Source organism: Comamonas sp. B-9, from assembly GCF_000410635.1.
Lineage (GTDB): Bacteria > Pseudomonadota > Gammaproteobacteria > Burkholderiales > Burkholderiaceae_C > Comamonas.
This window is the reverse complement of record NZ_KE148532.1, coordinates 95717-113739: the sequence shown is the minus strand read 5'-3', so window position 1 is coordinate 113739 and position 18023 is coordinate 95717. Positions and strand designations below refer to the sequence as shown.

Sequence of the window (18023 nt, the reverse complement as noted above, 5' to 3'; positions counted from 1 at the left end):
GCATTTAGGGAATAACCTGCCCATCATCCTTTCAAGCCGGCAACTCAATCACCGCCCTCAGCCCACCCTCACTGCGGTTATGCAGCTTTAACTCACCCCCATGCGCCCGCACGCATGAGCGCGCAATCGCCAGCCCCAATCCAAAGCCACCGGTCTCCCCGTTGCGGGCGACCTCCAGCCGGCTAAAGGGCCGAAAGGCCTGCTCCATGTCCTGCGCAGCAATGCCGGGGCCTTCGTCTTCGATTTCCATGCGCAGCGTGCCGGCGGTGCCCGGGTCTGCGGCATGCGGCACGGTCAACCGGACCTGCACACGGCCGTAGCGCGCGGCATTGTCGATCAGGTTGGCGAGGGCGCGCTTGAGGTGGGCCGGGCGGCAGCGGTAGCTGATGCTGGGGGGCGGCGTCCAGTCCACCTGGCGGCCCAGGCTGCGCTGCTGCTCGACGACCTCGCCGACCAGCGCATCCAGGTCTACCGGCTGGGGGGTTTCGCGCATCGCATCGTCCTGGGCAAAGTGCAGGATCTCTTCGACCATGCTGTGCATCTCGTTGATGGTGCTCACCATCGCCTGGCGCAGCTCGTCATCGTCCACCAGCTCGGCGCGGATGCGCAGCGAGGTGAGGGGGGTGCGCAGGTCGTGGCCAATGGCGGCAACCATGCGGGTGCGGTCGTTGACGACGCCGAGCAAGCGGTCCTGCATTTCGTTGAAAGCCTCGATGATTTCGCGTACGCCTTCGGGGCCGGACAGCGGCAGGTGCGCGGAGCGCTCGCCCCGGCTGATGCGCTGGGCCGCCTCGGTGAGCATGCGCAGCGGCTGCATGATGCGCCGGCCAAACAGTACCGCAATGACGATGATGGGCAGCATGCCCACGGGGATGGAAAAACTCAGCACCCGGCTCCAGTGGCTGAGCAGCATGGTCGGCAGGTGCCAGCTGCTGAGCCACTGGCCATCGGGCAGGCGCACATCGACATGCAGCATCCAGCTGCCATCTTCTTCAAACGCCGGGCTCAGCAGCGCGAGGATGTCCTGGTCCACATCGCCGGCCTGGCTGGCTGCCAGGGGTGAGCGCATGCGCAGATGGATGCGCACCGGTGGGTCTGCAGCGTTGGCACCCGCATCCAGCCCCAGGCGCTCTTGCAGCCTGGCGGTGAGCTTGGCTTCCTGCTCGGTGACGGGCTGGCCGTCATCAAAAGGGCGCGGGCGGATGCGGAACTGCGAATCGGGCAGGCTGATGCTTTGCACCAGGCGCTGGGCGGATTCGGGGCTGCTCTCCAGCGCGCGGTAGGCGGCAGCCACCCGGGTCTCGATGGTGTGGGCCGACAACGGGTGGACCACGTCACTGTCCTGGCGCAGCCAGGTGAGCAGCAAGACGGCGGCCAGGTGGGCGACGACCAGGGCCAGCAGCAACAGCGCGAGCAACTGGCCGGCCAAGGTGCGCGGCAGCAGCTTCATGGTGCGAGGCGGATGTTTCTGGCCGCCAGCAGGTAGCCGTCGCCGCGTACGGTCTTGAGCATGCGGGGCTGGCGCGGGTCGGATTCGAGCTTTTTGCGCAGCCGGCTGATCTGGGTGTCGATGCTGCGGTCAAAAAACGCGGCGCCTTCGCGCTGGGTCAGGTCCATCAATTGCTGGCGGCTGAGCACGCGGTTGGGGTTCTCCAGCAGCGCGCGCAGCAGGTGGAACTCCGCGGTGGTCAGTGGCACGGGGCTGAGGCCGGGGTCCTGCAGCTCGCGCGTGGTCAGGTCAAAGGACCAGCCTTCAAAGGTGTAGCGCTTTTCTGCCAAGGCTTCTTGCGCAGGGGGCGATTGCGCTGCATCGTCCGCCCGCCTGCGCGCGCCGCGCCGCAGCACGCTGCGCACCCGGGCCACCAGCTCGCGCGGGTCAAAGGGCTTGAGCACATAGTCGTCGGCGCCAATCTCCAGGCCCGCCACCCGGTCGGCCTGGTCGGTCATCGCGGTCAGCAAGATGACGGGGGTGCCGATGTGCTCGGCAACAAAGCCGCACAGCGACAGGCCGTCCTCGCCGGGCAGCATCACGTCCAGGATGATGAGGTCGTAGCGGTGGTCTTTGAGCAGTTGCCGCATGGCGATGCCATCACCGGCGGTGTCGACATCGAAGTCATAGCGGCGCATGAAAGTGGCAAGAGGGTCGCGGATGCTTTGGTGGTCATCGACGATCAGGATGCTGCGTCGCACGTTCATTGAAATTCAGGCGTTGGCAAATGAGATTACTTCTTATTATCACCGGCCCTCTGCCAGTGGGCGCGGTGCATGGTCAATCCCGCACCTTGCCGCGTTGGGCTTTGACATTGGCACGCAGGCTCTTGCTTTGCAGGCGGCGCTGCTGCGAGCCCCAGGTCGGCTTGGTGGCGCGGCGCTTGCGCGGCTCCACCGCCACGCTGGCCACCAAGGCGTTGAGGCGCTCGAGCGCATCCCAGAGGTTTTGCTCCTGGGTGCGGTAGCTCTGGGCCTTGATGACGACCACGCCTTCCTGGGTGATGCGCGAATCGGCCAGCGCCAGCAAACGGGTCTGCACGGGCTCGGGCAGGCGTGATGAGCGCACATCAAAGCGCAGGTGGATGGCGCAGCTGACCTTGTTGACGTTCTGCCCGCCGGGCCCCTGGGCGCGGATAGCCGTCCACTGCACATCGGCTTCATGCAAGGTGAGGGCGGAGGGCAGGGGCGTGGTCATGTCGGCAGGCGTGTCGCGGTGAAAAGAGCTGCAAGGCGGTGGATCGGAGGCGGATTGGGGTTTCACAGCGCTGTCGTGCAGCGCTGGCATAACGGCAGCTAGCCCCGTATTTTGCGTCAGCAGGCTCAGATGCCTCAACAAATCGCTGGGCCAACTCTTGTATAAGACTTAAAAAGCAGCGACAATCCTTGGCGTTGAATTCCGTATTGTGATATTGCATTGCAGCATTTGAGGGACAGGCTTCCCAACATGCAGCGCGCGGTACATCATGACGGAGTTTACGCGGGCGCGCCCTGGGCTGTGGAGACCGGCCAAGGCGCGACGCACATCAGAACTTTTGCCACTTGAAAGACCAGATGACTACCCAGCAACCCACCATCATCTACACCCTGACCGACGAAGCGCCTCGTCTGGCGACCGCAGCGTTCTTGCCGGTTGTTCGCAGCTTTGCGAGCGCCGCTGGCATCAATGTGGCCGAGAGTGATATTTCGCTGGCAGCCCGCATTCTGGGTGAATTCCCCGAGTTTCTGACCGAAGCACAGCGCGTACCCAACAACCTGGCCGACCTGGGCAAGCTGACCTTGACGCCCGATGCCAACATCATCAAGCTGCCCAATATTTCCGCGTCGGTGGGCCAGCTGCAAGAAGCGATCAAGGAGCTGCAAGACCACGGCTACAAGCTGCCTGACTACCCAGACAGCCCTGCCAACGATGCAGAAAAAGACATCAAGGCGCGCTACAGCAAGTGCATCGGCTCGGCCGTGAACCCCGTGCTGCGCGAAGGCAACTCAGACCGCCGCGCACCGCTGGCTGTGAAGAACTACGCCAAGAAGCACCCCCATTCGATGGGCGAGTGGAAGCAGTGGTCGCAAACCCATGTCTCGCACATGGAAGAGGGCGACTTCTACCACGGCGAAAAGTCCATGACGCTGGACAAGGCCCGCGAAGTGAAGATGGTGCTGGAGACCAAGTCCGGCAAGACCGTGGTGCTCAAGGACAAGGTCAAGCTGCAGGACGCCGAAGTGGTCGATTCGATGTTCATGAGCAAGAAGGCCCTGCTGGCTTTCTACGAAAAGGAAATCGAAGACTGCAAGCAGTCGGGCATTTTGTTCTCGCTGCACGTCAAGGCCACGATGATGAAGGTGTCCCACCCCATCGTGTTCGGTCACTGCGTGCGCATTTTCTACAAGGAAGCGTTCGAGAAGCACGGCAAGCTGTTCGATCAGCTGGGCGTGAACGTGAACAACGGCATGGCCAATCTGTACGAAAAGATTGAAACCCTGCCTGCCTCGCAACGCGAAGAAATCATCCGCGACCTGCACAAGTGCCAGGAAGGCCGCCCCGCGCTGGCCATGGTGGACTCTGCCAAGGGCATCACCAACTTCCATTCGCCCAACGACGTGATCGTGGACGCATCGATGCCTGCGATGATCCGCGCTGGCGGCAAGATGTGGGGCGCCGATGGCAAGCCATACGACTGCAAGGCCGTGATGCCTGAGTCGACCTTTGCCCGCATCTACCAGGAAGTGATCAACTTCTGCAAGTGGCACGGCAACTTCGACCCCAAGACCATGGGCACCGTGCCCAACGTGGGCCTGATGGCGCAAAAGGCCGAGGAATACGGCTCGCACGACAAGACCTTCGAGATCAGCGAAGACGGCGTGGCCAACATCGTGGACATCGCCACCGGCGAAGTGCTGATGAGCCAGAACGTGGAGCAGGGCGACATCTGGCGCATGTGCCAGGTCAAGGATGCGCCTATCCGCGACTGGGTCAAGCTGGCTGTCACCCGCGCCCGCAACTCCGGCATGCCTGCCGTGTTCTGGCTGGATCCGTACCGCCCACACGAAGCCGAGCTGATCAAGAAGGTGCAAACCTACCTGAAGGACCACGACACGAACGGCCTGGACATCCATATCCTGTCGCAAGTGCGCGCGATGCGCTTCACGCTGGAGCGCGCAGCCCGTGGCCTGGACACCATCTCGGTGACCGGCAACATTCTGCGTGACTACCTGACCGACCTGTTCCCGATCCTGGAGCTGGGCACCTCGGCCAAGATGCTGTCGGTGGTGCCGCTGATGCAAGGCGGCGGTCTGTACGAAACCGGCGCTGGCGGCTCGGCCCCCAAGCATGTCGAGCAGCTGGTCGAAGAAAACCACCTGCGCTGGGATTCGCTGGGCGAGTTCCTGGCGCTGGCCGTGTCCTTCGAAGAGCTGGGCATCAAGAACAACAACGAGCGCGCCAAGCTGCTGGCCCAGACCCTGGACCAGGCCACCGGCAAGCTGCTTGACGAGAACAAGTCGCCATCGCGCCGCACCGGTGAGCTGGACAACCGTGGCTCGCAGTTCTACATCGCGCTGTACTGGGCCCAGGCCCTGGCCGCGCAAACCACCGATGCCGAACTGGCAGCCAAGTTTGCGCCCCTGGCCAAGAGCCTGGCCGAGAACGAAGCCAAGATCGTCGGCGAACTCAAGGACGTGCAAGGCAAGCCTGCCGACATCGGCGGCTACTACCAGCCTGACGCAGCCAAGCTGGACGCCGTGATGCGCCCCAGCAGCACCTTCAACGCAGCGGTGGCTGCACTGGGCTGATAAAGCCCAGGCCTGGGCTGGCTGATGCCGCCCGGGTTGCGATCATCCAAGTAAAACCGGCAGACCCGTGAGGGCTGCCGGTTTTTTTTGCGTGTGTTTTATCGCAGCGTGCGGAAGTGCGCCTGGCAGGCACCGCTGGGTTCTGGGGAGACGCGATCAGCGCCATCTTTGGCAGCGGCAGCTGAGTCGGTATGAAGCATTTACGGGTATTTTTTTAACAAGATGAAATACTAATGGATGATTTGCAAAAGCAATCAGACATTAGCAAACATTATCTTATGGTAATGATCTTGTCACACACGTTGAACAAAATTGCAAATGTCTAAACACAACACAGTGCCACCGGCACATAAACGACATGAGCAGTTCCATGGCCTCTTCGGCAGGTTTGTCAGCGGGCGCTGTCAAACCAAATTTCGATCAAAGAACCAGCCCCGTGCAGGTCGTGATCTTTCTGGGTTTGCTGGGCATTGGCCTGGGCTATATGGCCTGGGCCTTGGTGACGGACGTCACCGGCTCGCCGGGCGGCAACAGCATCACCATGGTGGCATTCCTGCTGCTGGCGGTGGCGCTGCTGATTGCGCTGGGCTTTGAGTTTGTCAACGGCTTCCACGACACGGCCAACGCCGTAGCCACCGTTATCTACACCCATTCGATGCCGCCCAATGTGGCGGTGGTCTGGTCGGGCCTGTTCAACTTTCTGGGCGTGCTCACCTCCAGCGGCGCCGTGGCCTACGGCATCATCTCGCTGCTGCCGGTCGAGCTGATCTTGCAAGTCACGTCCGGCGCGGGCTTTGCGATGGTGTTTGCGCTGCTCATTGCCGCGATCATCTGGAACCTGGGCACCTGGTGGCTGGGTCTGCCCGCGTCGTCATCGCACACGATGGTGGGCTCGGTGATTGGCGTGGGCGTGGCCAATGCGCTGATGCGCGGCCGTGACGCGATGAGCGGTGTGGACGGCCACCAGGTCTGGGGCGTCTTCAAGGCCTTGCTGGTCTCGCCGGTGGTGGGCTTTGTCTGCGCCGCGTTGCTGCTGCTGGCCATGAAGGCGCTGGTCAAGAACCGCACCCTGTACGAAGAGCCCACCGGCAGCGCGCCTCCGCTGTGGATCCGCATTTTGCTGATCTTCACCTGCACCGGTGTCTCATTTGCCCACGGCTCCAACGATGGGCAAAAGGGCATGGGCTTGATCATGCTGATCTTGGTGGGTGTGGTGCCGATGGCCTATGGCTTGAACCATGCCGTGACCGAGCAGCACACGCCCCAGTTTGTCGAGGTTGCCTATGCCACGCAGGCTAACCTGGCCAAGGTCTCGACCCTGCCAGCGCCTGCGACCGATGCGCTGGCGCGCAGCACCGTGTCCGAGTTCATCCGCACCAAGGAGGCCAAGCCCGAGGTGGTTCCCGCCCTGGCCGAGCTGGCCGGCAGCATTGGCAAGCAGGTGCAGGAATACGGATCGCTGGCCAAGGTGCCCGCCACGGCGGTGGGCAATGTGCGCAACGACATGTTCCTGGCCTCAGAGACCATTTCCGTGCTGACCAAGAGCGATGCGATGGCGCTGAACGATGCCAGCAAGGCACAGCTCAAGGCCTTTCAGGCCGAGTTGAACACCTCCACCAAGTTCATCCCTGTCTGGGTCAAGGTGGTGGTGGCCATTGCTTTGGGGCTGGGCACGATGGTGGGCTGGAAGCGCATTGTGAAGACCGTTGGCGAAAAGATTGGCAAGACCCATCTGACCTACGGCCAAGGCGCGGCGGCTGAACTGGTCGCGATGACCACCATCGGCGCAGCCGATGCCTTTGGCCTGCCGGTCTCCACCACCCATGTGCTGTCATCGGGCATTGCCGGCGTGATGACCGCCAATGGATCGGGCCTGCAGGCCTCCACCTTGCGCAACATTGCGCTGGCCTGGGTGCTGACCCTGCCATGCGCGATGCTGCTCTCGGGTAGCCTGTACTGGCTGTTCAGCCATGTATTTGCCTGAGCGAAGCCTGGCTTATGGAGGGCCTGGACGAGGCGCGCAGGGCGCTGGGTAGGCGCCTTGTCCAGGCCTGTTGTCTGCCATCTATACCAAGGTATATGCATGCCATCCCAATGGCGGTGACATGCATGCCCAGGGCTACTGGCAAAGCAGCGATCGGCCTGCGAGAATCCGCTCTGTCGTCGCCGATGGCATGGCCTGCATAAAAAGCGATGACGCTGCGCCCTGTTCCGAATCGGCGATTGCCGCCGATGTGCACTTCAGTTGTTGAAGCAGGGCATGGGTATCCCCCCAAGTTCTTCGCAGGAGAAAAGCCATGGACCCCGATCCTGAGCCTGCCATGCGCTGCTGCAAGCGCTGCCTTGCTTTGCCGTACACAACCACCACCTCCTCCTGGGCTGCCGCGCCAAGGCCATCTCGCCGCTGAATGCATGAGAGGGTCCCTGGCGGCGTGCTGCCGCTGTGACAATCCCATGCTTCTTTTTCCAATCCTCTCCCACCCTCGCTCCACCGGGCCCCGGCAGCCTCTGCTGCGCCAGCCTCGGGCCCGCATATGGCCCTTGTGTGCAGCTTTGCTGGCCGCCATGGTGGCGGTGCCGGCCCAGGCGCAGACGAGCGTGCGCCTGTATGGCACCGTCGATGCCGCCATCAGCGCAACCCGGGTGAGCGGGGCGCCAACGCAAAAGAGCCTGCTGAGCGGCGGCCTGTCCGATTCGCTCTGGGGCCTGCAGGGCCGTGAGGCGCTGGGTGGCAGCAGCTACGCCGCCTTTGCGCTGGAAGGCGGGCTGGATGCCGCCCACGGCGCGCCCGATGACCCAGCAAGGCCGTTCAACTACCAGTCCTGGGTGGGGGTGGGCAATGCGAGCCTGGGCGAGCTGCGCCTGGGGCGCCAGTACACCGTGGGCCAGGCCTTTGTCAGCGCGATCGAGGTGGGGGCCTGGCGCGACTTTGGCGTGGGTGCCTTGTTGCGGGCCTCGGACAACTACCAGGTGTCCAAGCAGCTCAGCTGGCGCAGCCCGCAGTGGGGCGGTGTGCAGTTGGGCGCCAGTTACAGCTTTGACGCGGGTGCCGCCCCAGCCGCAGGCACGACGGGCAGCGCCACCTACAAGCTCTACAGCTTGGCGCTGCGCTATGAGGACGGCCCCTGGCTGCTGGCTGCGAGCTGGGAGCAAGCCAGTGCCGTCCGTTGGGACGCCGCCTTGGCTGGCCGGCGCCCCAGCGCCGCGCAGTTGGGCGCCAGCTACAACTTTGGCGCGGCACGCCTGGCGGCGGGCTGGAGCCGCCAGCGCAATGGCTTTGTCGGGCGCAATGGCGGCGATGGTCCGGCGCAGTTGCAGGCGGCCGGGCTCAAGGGTTTGGGGCCCATCGAGTTCATCGATGGAGGCCGGCTGGATGCGCTCTATCTGGCTGCGTCCATTCCCTTGGGCCGTGGCGAGTTCCAGATGCAGTGGTCCCAGGCGCGGCCCAACTGGGATTGGCAGGACAGCGGCGCGCGCGCCCGGACCAGCCAGGTCGTGTCGCTGGGCTACATCTACCCGTTGTCGCTGCGCACCAGTGTCTATGCCTTTGCCGCCCATGGCCGGGCTTACGCGATGGATGTGGCCTTGGATGCCAGCCAGCCCTCAGTGAGCCAGCTGGCGTTTGGGCTGAACACCCGTTTTTGATGGGGTGGGCTTTTGCGCCCCATCGCGCCTGGCGTGGTAGCCTTTTGCGGTCCCTGCTACCCAGCGCCGCTTTGTCTGCGCGTTTCTGATGAAGATCCCGTTCCTGCCACCCCAACTCTGGCGCCGCCCAGGCCTGCATGTCATGGGCATGGGGCTTGCGCTGGCTCTGCTGTTTCTGATCGACACGGCAACCCGGTATGAAGTGGCGGTGTCGGTGTTCTACACCGTGGTCATTGTCGCGATGGCCCATGTGCTGGCCTTGCGCGGGCTCATGGCGCTCACCGGCAGCTGCGTTGCCCTGACCTGGCTGAGCTTTTTCATCACCAGCTATGGCGACCAGCAAGCAGGCCGGATCAATATGCTCATCAGCACGGTGGTGATCCTGATCACTGGTTACCTGGCCTGCAGGGCGGAATTGGCGCGCGCTGCCGCCCATGAGGCCCAGGCCAGGCTCTTGCGCATCTCGCGCATCCACAGCCTGGAGGGCCTGACCACCTCGATTGCCCATGAGCTGAACCAGCCCTTGGCGGCGATCGTCACCAGCGGCCATGCCTGCCAGCGCTGGATGGACCAAGACCCGCCCAACCTGGACAAGGCCCGGCAGGCGCTCCTGCGCATCCTGGGCGATGCGGACCGGGCCAGCGCCATCATTGGCCGGGTGCGCAAGCTCAGCAAGGGCGAGCCGGCCAGCCCCAGGCCCTTTGTCTTCAATGCCGCCGTGCGCGAAGTGCTGGCGCTGTCGCAGGCCGAGATGCAGCGCCTGAACATCGCGATGCGTGCTGATTTGGCGCCCGGCCTGCCGCTGGCGCTGGCCGATCCGGTGCAGGTCCAGCAGGTCATCGGCAATCTGGTGCTCAATGCGATGGAGGCCACGGCCTTGGTCGATGTCGCGCGCCGCACCATCCTGGTGGAATCGCTGCAGCAGCAGGACAAGCTGGTGTTTCGGGTATCGGATGGCGGCCCGGGCCTGCCCGCTGGCGCGCAGGAGCAGGTGTTTGAACCTTTCTGGACCACCAAGCACGAGGGCATTGGCGTGGGGCTAAGCATCAGCCGCAGCATTGTCGAGGCCAATGGCGGCCATATCTGGGCGCAGCCCCATGCACCAGCCGGGGCGGTGTTTGCTTTCAGCCTTCCGGTGGCGCAGGAGGAGGGCGCGGCATGACGGCGCCTGCCATGGTCTATGTGGTTGATGACGACCACTCGGTGCGCGCCGCGCTGGAGGATCTGCTCGCCTCAGTCGGCCTGCCGGTGCGCGCTTTTGCATCGGCTGCCGAATTTCTGGCGCATCCGCCCGCTGATGCGCCCGCCTGCCTGGTGCTCGATGTGCGCATGCCGGGGCAAAGCGGCATGGAGTTCCAGCGCCAGATGCAGAGCCTGGGCCTGCTGCTGCCCGTGGTCTTCATCACCGGGCACGGCGATATTGCGATGGGCGTCAAGGCCATCAAGCAGGGCGCGATTGACTTTCTGGCCAAGCCTTTTTGCGACCAGGATCTGCTCGACGCCATCCACCACGGCATTGCACAAGACCGCGCCCGGCGCCTGCAGGATGCCGACCGCGCCGAGAGCCTTGGCCGCTGGCAGTCGCTCTCTGATGGCGAGCGCGAGGTGGTGCGGCTCGTGGTGCAGGGCCTGCTCAACAAGCAGATTGCCCACCAGCTGCAGCTGAGTGAGGTGACGGTCAAAGTGCGGCGTGGCAATGCGATGCGCAAGCTGCAGCTGAGCTCGCTGGCCGATCTGGTGCGGTTCACCGAAAAGCTCGGCCTGTAGTGGCGTGTCGCAGCGCCTGCCGCTGGCCTTGGGCCAGCTGACTCTGAAGCCAGCCTTACGCCATGCTGGCGGCAGGGGTGTTTTGCGAATGGCGGTTGCTATCTAATTGATAGCTTCAAAGCCATGTGCGCGATGATAAGATATACGTTTTTTCTTGTAAATGCTGTGCCTGCGTGTAGGCGGCCTGCGGATGCGCTGACTGCGACGGCAGTTTGGTCTTAACATGCTGCACCTGCCTTTGCTGCATCGCCGCATTGTCTGCCTGCGGCAGGCCCTGGGCCGTTCGGCACGGTTGGGCATTTATCGACAGAACTGAGAAAGATCAGCGGGCGGCGCGGCCCTTGGCCTGCGCCCCGGCTTGAGCAACACATTACATGCTGGTTCCATTTTTGATTATGTTGCGCGAGGGCATCGAGGCCGCGCTGATCGTTGGCATCATTGCCAGTTTCCTTCGCCACACGGGCCGCGCGCGCCTGATGCCCGCCGTCTGGGCCGGGGTGTTTCTCGCGCTGGGCCTGTCGCTTTTCGTGGGCGCTGGCCTGCAGTGGATGGCCGCCGAGTTTCCGCAAAAGCAGCAGGAGCTGTTTGAGGGCCTGGTCGGCTTTATCGCGGTGGGCATGCTGACGGGCATGGTGTTCTGGATGCGCAAGGCCTCGCGCTCGATCAAGGGCGAGTTGCAGGCCTCGGTCGACAAGGCGCTCAGCACATCGGGCAGTGCCAGCTGGGCGCTGATCGGCATGGTCTTTTTGGCCGTGGCCCGCGAAGGGGTGGAATCCGTCTTCTTCCTGCTCGCCATCTTCCAGCAAAGCTCGGGCTGGAGTGCCGCTGCCGGCGCCTTCCTCGGCGTGGCACTGTCGGTGTTGCTGGGCATTGGTCTCTACAAAGGCGGCGTGCGCATCAATCTGCGCCAGTTCTTCCGCTACACCGGTATCTTTATCTTGGTCGTGGCCGCTGGCCTGCTGGCCGGCGCCGTGCGCCGCCTGCATGAGGCCGGTGTCTGGAACCAGCTGCAGCAAGTGGTGTTCGACAGCAGTGCTGTGCTGCCCGAAGACAGCCCGCTGGGCGTGATTCTGGGCGGCCTGCTGGGCTATATGCATGCGCCGGTCGCCGGCGAAGTCCTGGCCTGGGCGCTGTACCTGGCCGTGACCTTGGTGATGTTCTTCTGGCCGGTCAAGGCCGCATCTGCGGTGGCCGGCGCGCCTGCCGCATCCACCCCCGCCGCTGCACCGCCCCCCGTGCCCGCTGCCGAATCTGCGCCCCGTCTGGGCCCGGTGGTGCTGGGCAGTGTCGTCGTGTTCCTGCTGGGTGCTGCTGCCTTCTGGCAGGCATCGACGGCGCCGCATGCCAGCGGTGCTGCTGCGGGTAGCGCCACCTCGGCCGATGGCGTGCCGGTGGTGACCATCGAAATCAACCAGGGCACTTGCACCCCCAATGCGGTGACGGTGCCGGCCGGCAAGGTGATTTTCCGCATCGTCAACCAATCGCAGCGCGTGCTGGAGTGGGAAATTCTGGACGGCGTGATGGTGCTCGAAGAGCGCGAGAACATTCTGCCGGGCATGACGCAGCAGCTGAGCGCACGCCTGGTGCCTGGCAACTACGAGATGACCTGCGGCCTGCTCAATGCTGCGCGCGGCAGCCTGACGGTGACGACCTCGGACGCCTTCAAGGCCGAGGCGGCCAAGCCGCCGGTGACTGCCTTCCTGGGCGCACTGGCCGAGTACCAAGTCTATATGCTGACCGAGACGGCCAGCCTGCAAGAGATGGTCGATGCGCTGCAGCAGCGCCTGGCCCATCCGCTCGACGCCGGTGCGACGCCGCAGGACGGCTACCCTGCCGATGCACAGCAGCTGGCTGCACTGGCGCGCGGCCAGTACCAAAAGCTGGCACCGCTGGCCGTGCAGTACGGTGATTTGAATGCCCGCATCGATGCGCGTGCCGCAGACTTTGCGCTGCGCGACAAGGACCCGGCCTTTGTGGGGCTGCAGCGCATTGCCGCTGGCCTGCAAGCGGGTGAGGCAGCGGACCAGCTGCTGCCGCTGGCCACCAGCTTGCAGCAGGATGTGCAGCAACTGGCCCAGCGCCTGGGTGATGCGGCTCTGCAACCCCAGTCGATTGCTGCCGCTGCGGCCAAGGCGCTCGAGCGCGCCTCCACCTTGATCCCTGGCGAGGCGACCACGCCCGAGCAGGGCCTGGCCGTGCTGCAGTTTGTCTACGGCAGCTGGGCTGCGGCCAACAAGGCCCAGCAAGTGCTGGGCCCCGTGTTGACCAATGCCAACCCGGGCCTGAACCAGCAGCTGCAAGACAGCCTGGCCAAGCTGCGCCAGCGCATGCAGGAGCTGGGCGTCCCCGCCGATGACAGCCAGGTGCCGGGCACCGCCGGCACCGCGTTGAACCCGGTGCAGTGCCAGAACCTGGCCCAGGCGCTCTACCAGGCATCGCAAAGCATGGCCAAGGTCAATGCAGCGCTGGGCTTGCAGCCCTAAACTTTCCGCCTTCTATTTCTACAAATAACACACAGAAAGCACCACATGTCTTTATTCAAGAACAGGAACGCGTCTCAATCCGTCGTGCCGGGCAGCACCGACCCCGCCAGGCGGCGCTGGCTGGGTGAGGCCGCAGGTGTCATGGGCGCCGGTGTGCTGGCCGGCATGCCCGCGCGCCAGGCGCTGGCTGCTGAAGACGCCTCGCCCGGCAACACCCAGGTGGCCGATGCCCCGCATACCAGTGTGTCGCAGCAGCGCGTGCCGTTCTACGGCAAGCACCAGGCCGGTATCGTCACGCCCCGGCCGCTAGCCGGCATGTTGGTCAGCTTTGATGTGCTGGCCAGCAACCAGGCGGAGCTCGAGCGCCTGTTCAAGACCCTGACCGAGCGCATCCACTTTCTGACCCAGGGCGGCGCCCAGCCGGTGCTCGACCCCAAGCTGCCGCCTGCGGGCTCGGGCATTCTCGGCCCGGTGGTGCAGCCCGATGCGCTGACGGTGACCGTGGCTGTGGGCCACAGCCTGTTTGATAGCCGCTTTGGTCTGAAGGACCAGTGCCCCAAGCGCCTGACCCCCATGCAGCAGCATCCCAATGACGCGCTGCAGGCCGCGCTCTGCCATGGCGATCTGTCGATCCAGTTCTGCGCCAACACGCCCTACACCAATATCCATGCGCTGCGCGACATCATCAAGAACCTGCCCGATCTGCTGATGGTGCGCTGGAAGCAGGAGGGCTCGGTGCCGCCGATCCCAGCCGCCGTGGGCCAGCCCGCAGAGAGCGCGCGCAACTTTCTGGGCTTCCGCGATGGCTCGGCCAACCCCCAGTCCGATGACGACGCGATGATGCGCCGCATTGTCTGGGTGCAGCCCGAGTCGGGCGAGCCCGCCTGGGCCGCTGGCGGCAGCTACCAGGCCGTGCGCATCATCCGCAACTTTGTCGAGCGCTGGGACCGCACGCCGCTGGGCGAGCAAGAGGCCATCATGGGCCGCGACAAGGACAGTGGTGCGCCGCTCGATGCGCGCAAGAAGACCGAGCACGACACGCCAGACTATGCGGCCGATCCCGAAGGCAAGAAGACGCCGATGGATGCGCATATCCGCCTGGCCAACCCGCGCAACCATGGCAGCGAGGCCAACCTGATCCTGCGCCGCCCCTTCAACTACTCGAATGGCGTGACCAAGTCAGGCCAGCTGGAGATGGGCCTGCTGTTCATCTGCTACCAGGCCGACCTGGAAAAGGGCTTTGTCACGGTGCAAAAGCGGCTCGACGGCGAGCCGCTCGAAGAATACATCAAGCCCATTGGCGGCGGCTTTTTCTATGTGCTGCCCGGCGTGGCCGATGCCCATGACTGGCTGGGCCGCAGCCTGCTGGCCGCTGCCGCCAAGCAGGCCTGATCTCGTTTCCTAACCAGCCACTGGTGTCTGTACTGCAAGGCCTGGGCGCGTCCATCTTCATGAAGGACGCCCGCCTGGGTTTGGCATTGGGATACTGGAAGCCAAAAATTATCAATCTAACAGTATCTAGGAGTTCTCGTATGTCCATGCGTCGCCAATTCTTGCAAGGCCTGCTTGTGGCCGGCCGTGCCAGCGTCATCCCCCTGTCCAGCTGGGCGGCAGAAGGCGTGTCTGCGCTGGAGCTGGTCAAGCCCCTCACGGAGTACAAGCTGTACGTCAACAACAACCTGCGCGAGCTGGTCAAGGGTGTGCAGGCCTTCACCGATGCGGTCAAGGCCGGCAAGGTCGAAGAAGCCAAGAAGATGTACGCCACCGTGCGCCGCCCTTACGAGCGCATCGAGCCGATCGCCGAGCTGTTTGCCGATCTGGACAAGAGCATGGACTCGCGCGCCGATGACCATGAAAAGGCCGAGAAGGACCCGGGCTTCACCGGCTTTCACCGCATCGAGTACGGCCTCTGGGTTGAAAAAAGCACCAAGGGCCTGACTCCCTTTGCCGACAAGCTGCTGGCCGACGCCAAGGAGCTGCAAAAGCGCGTGAGCGGCCTGACCTTCCCGCCAGAAAAGGTGGTGGGCGGCGCTGCCGTGCTGATGGAAGAGGTGGCTGCCACCAAGATCTCCGGTGAAGAAGAGCGCTACAGCCACACCGACCTGGACGACTTCCAGGCCAACTTCGAAGGTGCGGACAAGATTTTTGAACTGCTGCGCCCCCTGGTCGAGAAAAAGGACAAGGCCTTTGTCGAGAAGACCGCGTCGAACTTCAAGACCGTGTTCGACATCCTGGCCAAGTACCGCAAGCCCGATGGCAGCTTTGAGCTGTACACCAAGCTGAATGAGGCCGACCGCAAGATCCTGGCCGGCCGCGTGAACACGCTGGCCGAAGACCTGTCCAAGCTGCGCGGCATGCTCGGCCTGAACTGATCGTGCCCTCAGCTTGCTGAACGATGGACCGCCCCTGTGCAAGGGGCGGTTTTTTATGGCCGATGCGGTTGCTGACCAGCAGGCCCGGATTGGCCGACAATGGCGGCTGCATTTTGAACCGCTAGCGCTATGAACGACACCACCACCAGCCCCAAAGGGGGCGAGACCGACTGGGCCGCCTGGAGCCGCGAGGCCGTTGAGACCATGATGGCCCGCAATACCGAGTGGCCCCGCCAGTTTGGCCTGCACAGCGCGCCGCACTACCACTGGGATCTGCAAACCGCCAGCCTGGTGCTGCAGGCACCCTTGCATGAGGTGCAGGGCACCGTCTGCCTGGTGGGCACCAGCAGCGAGAGCGAAGGCAGCTTTGTGTGGAGCTGGGCCAATGCCAATATCCCCGCCCAGCATGGCCAGGCCTTGGAGGTGGTGCACGACTTTGGCCGTGAGCACCAGCTGGCCTTGCTGACCACCGCAAGCATCCCCGGCGGCCGGCCCGAGGCAACCGAGTGCCTCTGCATTGCCGCCCGGCTGCAGCGCGCGATCGGTACCTTTATCGACCAGCAAGGCGATATCACGCTGTACTTCAGCATCCTGCATCTGCAAGTGGTGCAGAACCCGGACCAGGCGCTGCAGTAAAGGCTCGTCGCCCGCAGCTATCCGCCCGCAGCTAGCCGCCCGCAACTGGCGTCCGCAGCTAGCCGCTGGCGACTGGCGGTCCGCGCCTAGCTGCCCGCTGGGCAATGCAAGCCCAGGCTGCAACCAAAGGGGTCCAGCAGCATAGCCGCTGTGGCCCCCAGGCTGGTCGTCATCGGCCCCCGGTAGAGCCGGGCGCCATGCGCCTGCAGACGTTCAACGGCAGCGCCCAGATCGGCGACTTCCCAGTACACCGTGGTGCCGCCCACGCCGCCCGGGCATTTGCCATCGGCGGGGTGAAAGCCGATCAACAGGCCCGGGCCTTGCACAAAGGCATAGTGCGCGTTCTCGTGCTGTACCTCCGTGCCCAAGAGCTGCGCATACCAGGCGGCCGCCGCATCGATATCGGCGACAAACAATACGACAGACTCCAGCTTCTTGAACAAGGCCATTTCCGTTGCTTTGGGGAGTGGTGGTGGGCTGCGCGATTGTGGCATGGCGCAGCGGGGCGTGAGCTTCGGTGCAGTACATCCGCGGTGTTTGCTTCATACAAACACTCATTCAGCCTTAGGCAGATATTGTGTTGCATTGACCGGTTGAATTCACAACCCGTTGCAGCGGGCCGCTTCACAAAACTGAACTACAGCAGCGCAGCGATTGCCGTCCTCGCTTTCGTCATCCGAGCTCGAACGATTCAAGATGAATCTGATCCATCAAACGCCGGGGCCAAACACCCAGGGCAGCGGTGGCGATCCAAAGTTTCATAGTGGCAACTCCGTGCGAAAAGACAGTCTCAAAAGTGTAGAGCGGTCTGAATCTGCCTTTTTTTGGAGGAGTTCGATCCATCTGCGGGCTCAATCCATTTTGACTTGTGCGGCTTTCACCGCCGCCTGCATGCGCAGCTTTTCGCTCGCCATAAAACGGGTCGCCACTTCCGGCGGGGTGAGCTGGATCTCGTAGCCCTGGGCGATGAGCGCTTCGCGGGCTTCTGGGGAGGCAATGCCTTGCACAAAGCCTTGGTAGAGGCGATCTATTTCGGCCTTGGGTACACCCGCTGGGGCAATGGCGGCGATCCAGCCGTCCAGCTCGTACTGCGGCAGGCCTTGTTCGGCAATGGTGGGCACATCGGGCAGGCTGGCGCTGCGTTTGGCGCTGGTGATGCCGATGGCGCGCAGGTTCCCGGCCTTGATGTGGGCCATGGCGGGTGCGACCGCCACCACGCCCAGCTGCACCTGGCCGCTGAGCAAGTCATTCATCAGCTGGCCCGTGCCTTTGTAGGGGATGTGGGGCACATCGATCTGTGCCTGCTCGACAAACATGGCAGCGCCCAAATGCAGGATGGTGCCATTGCCCGACGAGCCGTAATTGAGCGTGCCGGGATGGGCCTTGGCGTGGGCAATCAGCTCCTGCACGGTACGTGCGGGCACCTTGGGGTTGGCCACCAGCACAAAGGGCGTGGTGCCGATGATGGTGATGGGCGCGATGTCCTTGATCGAATCAAAGGGAATGTTTTTGTACAGGCTGGGGTTGACGACGTGGTTGTTGCTGACGATGCCGATGGTGTCCCCATCTTTGGACGCCCGCACAATCTGCGCCGTGCCGGTGATGCCGCCTGCGCCAGGCAGGTTCTCAATCACCAGGGTCTGGCCCAGGACTTTGCTGATGGGCGTGCTGATGGCGCGAATGGCGCCGTCGGCCCCCGAGCCCGCCGATAGCGGCAAGATGACGCGCAGCGCTTTGTCGTGCCCTGCCGGCTTGGTTTGCGCCAGCGCGGGCAAGGCGCCACTAGTGAGGCTGGCCAGCGCCATGGCCAGTGCGGTGCGGCGGGGGAATGGGCGGGGGGGGG

14 protein-coding genes are annotated in these 18023 nt (G+C 63.9%); 9 read left to right on the top strand and 5 right to left on the bottom strand.

Annotated features, from left to right (window positions below):
- Positions 1 to 31: 31 nt before the first annotated feature.
- The 3 genes from H928_RS0107265 to arfB all read right to left on the bottom strand — a co-directional run bounded on the left by H928_RS0107265 (position 32) and on the right by arfB (position 2686).
- Positions 32 to 1450, bottom strand: coding sequence for an ATP-binding protein (locus H928_RS0107265; protein WP_021025901.1), 1419 nt, complete (start codon positions 1448 to 1450; stop codon positions 32 to 34).
- The gene (locus tag H928_RS0107260; protein ID WP_021025900.1) at positions 1447 to 2196 is read right to left on the bottom strand and encodes a response regulator; all 750 of its coding nucleotides are present in this window, start codon (positions 2194 to 2196) and stop codon (positions 1447 to 1449) included. The genes H928_RS0107265 and H928_RS0107260 overlap by 4 nt, the downstream gene beginning before the upstream one ends.
- Before the next feature lie 73 nt (positions 2197 to 2269).
- Entirely contained in the window at positions 2270 to 2686 is a 417-nt protein-coding gene (gene arfB, locus H928_RS0107255) for an alternative ribosome rescue aminoacyl-tRNA hydrolase ArfB (RefSeq protein WP_021025899.1), read from the bottom strand.
- A gap of 356 nt (positions 2687 to 3042) precedes the next feature.
- Between arfB and H928_RS0107250 the strand changes: the two genes are divergently transcribed.
- The 9 genes from H928_RS0107250 to H928_RS26615 all read left to right on the top strand — a co-directional run bounded on the left by H928_RS0107250 (position 3043) and on the right by H928_RS26615 (position 16180).
- A complete protein-coding gene (locus tag H928_RS0107250) occupies positions 3043 to 5277 on the top strand; it encodes an NADP-dependent isocitrate dehydrogenase (protein WP_027010657.1) in 2235 nt (744 codons plus the stop codon).
- A gap of 358 nt (positions 5278 to 5635) precedes the next feature.
- Positions 5636 to 7261, top strand: coding sequence for an inorganic phosphate transporter (locus tag H928_RS0107245; RefSeq protein WP_027010656.1), 1626 nt, complete (start codon positions 5636 to 5638; stop codon positions 7259 to 7261).
- 557 nt (positions 7262 to 7818) lie between these two features.
- Positions 7819 to 8922: a porin gene (locus H928_RS0107240; protein WP_158400494.1), complete on the top strand. Its 1104-nt coding sequence runs from the start codon at positions 7819 to 7821 to the stop codon at positions 8920 to 8922.
- Between the two features lie 88 nt (positions 8923 to 9010).
- Entirely contained in the window at positions 9011 to 10084 is a 1074-nt protein-coding gene (locus H928_RS0107235) for a sensor histidine kinase (protein WP_021025895.1), read from the top strand.
- Positions 10081 to 10689 (top strand): response regulator transcription factor, encoded by a 609-nt coding sequence (locus H928_RS0107230; protein ID WP_021025894.1) that lies wholly within the window; start codon positions 10081 to 10083, stop codon positions 10687 to 10689. Before H928_RS0107235 ends, H928_RS0107230 begins: the two co-directional genes overlap by 4 nt.
- A gap of 374 nt (positions 10690 to 11063) precedes the next feature.
- On the top strand, positions 11064 to 13172 hold the full coding sequence (gene efeU / locus H928_RS30680) for an iron uptake transporter permease EfeU (RefSeq protein ID WP_021025893.1): 2109 nt from the start codon (positions 11064 to 11066) through the stop codon (positions 13170 to 13172).
- Between the two features lie 45 nt (positions 13173 to 13217).
- Positions 13218 to 14564 carry an iron uptake transporter deferrochelatase/peroxidase subunit gene (gene efeB, locus H928_RS0107220; RefSeq protein ID WP_084635726.1) on the top strand — a complete coding sequence of 449 codons (1347 nt, stop codon included), beginning with the start codon at positions 13218 to 13220 and terminating at the stop codon, positions 14562 to 14564.
- 140 nt (positions 14565 to 14704) lie between these two features.
- Positions 14705 to 15544: an iron uptake system protein EfeO gene (efeO, locus tag H928_RS0107215; protein ID WP_021025891.1), complete on the top strand. Its 840-nt coding sequence runs from the start codon at positions 14705 to 14707 to the stop codon at positions 15542 to 15544.
- A 129-nt stretch (positions 15545 to 15673) separates the two neighbouring features.
- Positions 15674 to 16180, top strand: a complete 507-nt coding sequence (locus tag H928_RS26615; protein WP_021025890.1) for a DUF6882 domain-containing protein — start codon at positions 15674 to 15676, stop codon at positions 16178 to 16180.
- A gap of 86 nt (positions 16181 to 16266) precedes the next feature.
- Here the strand turns inward: H928_RS26615 and H928_RS0107205 are convergent, their stop codons facing one another.
- Complete coding sequence (locus tag H928_RS0107205) at positions 16267 to 16629, bottom strand: VOC family protein (protein ID WP_021025889.1); 363 nt, start codon at positions 16627 to 16629, stop codon at positions 16267 to 16269.
- Between the two features lie 402 nt (positions 16630 to 17031).
- The coding region (locus tag H928_RS26610) for a tripartite tricarboxylate transporter substrate binding protein (RefSeq protein WP_084635731.1) at positions 17032 to 18023 on the bottom strand (992 nt) is incomplete at its 5' end.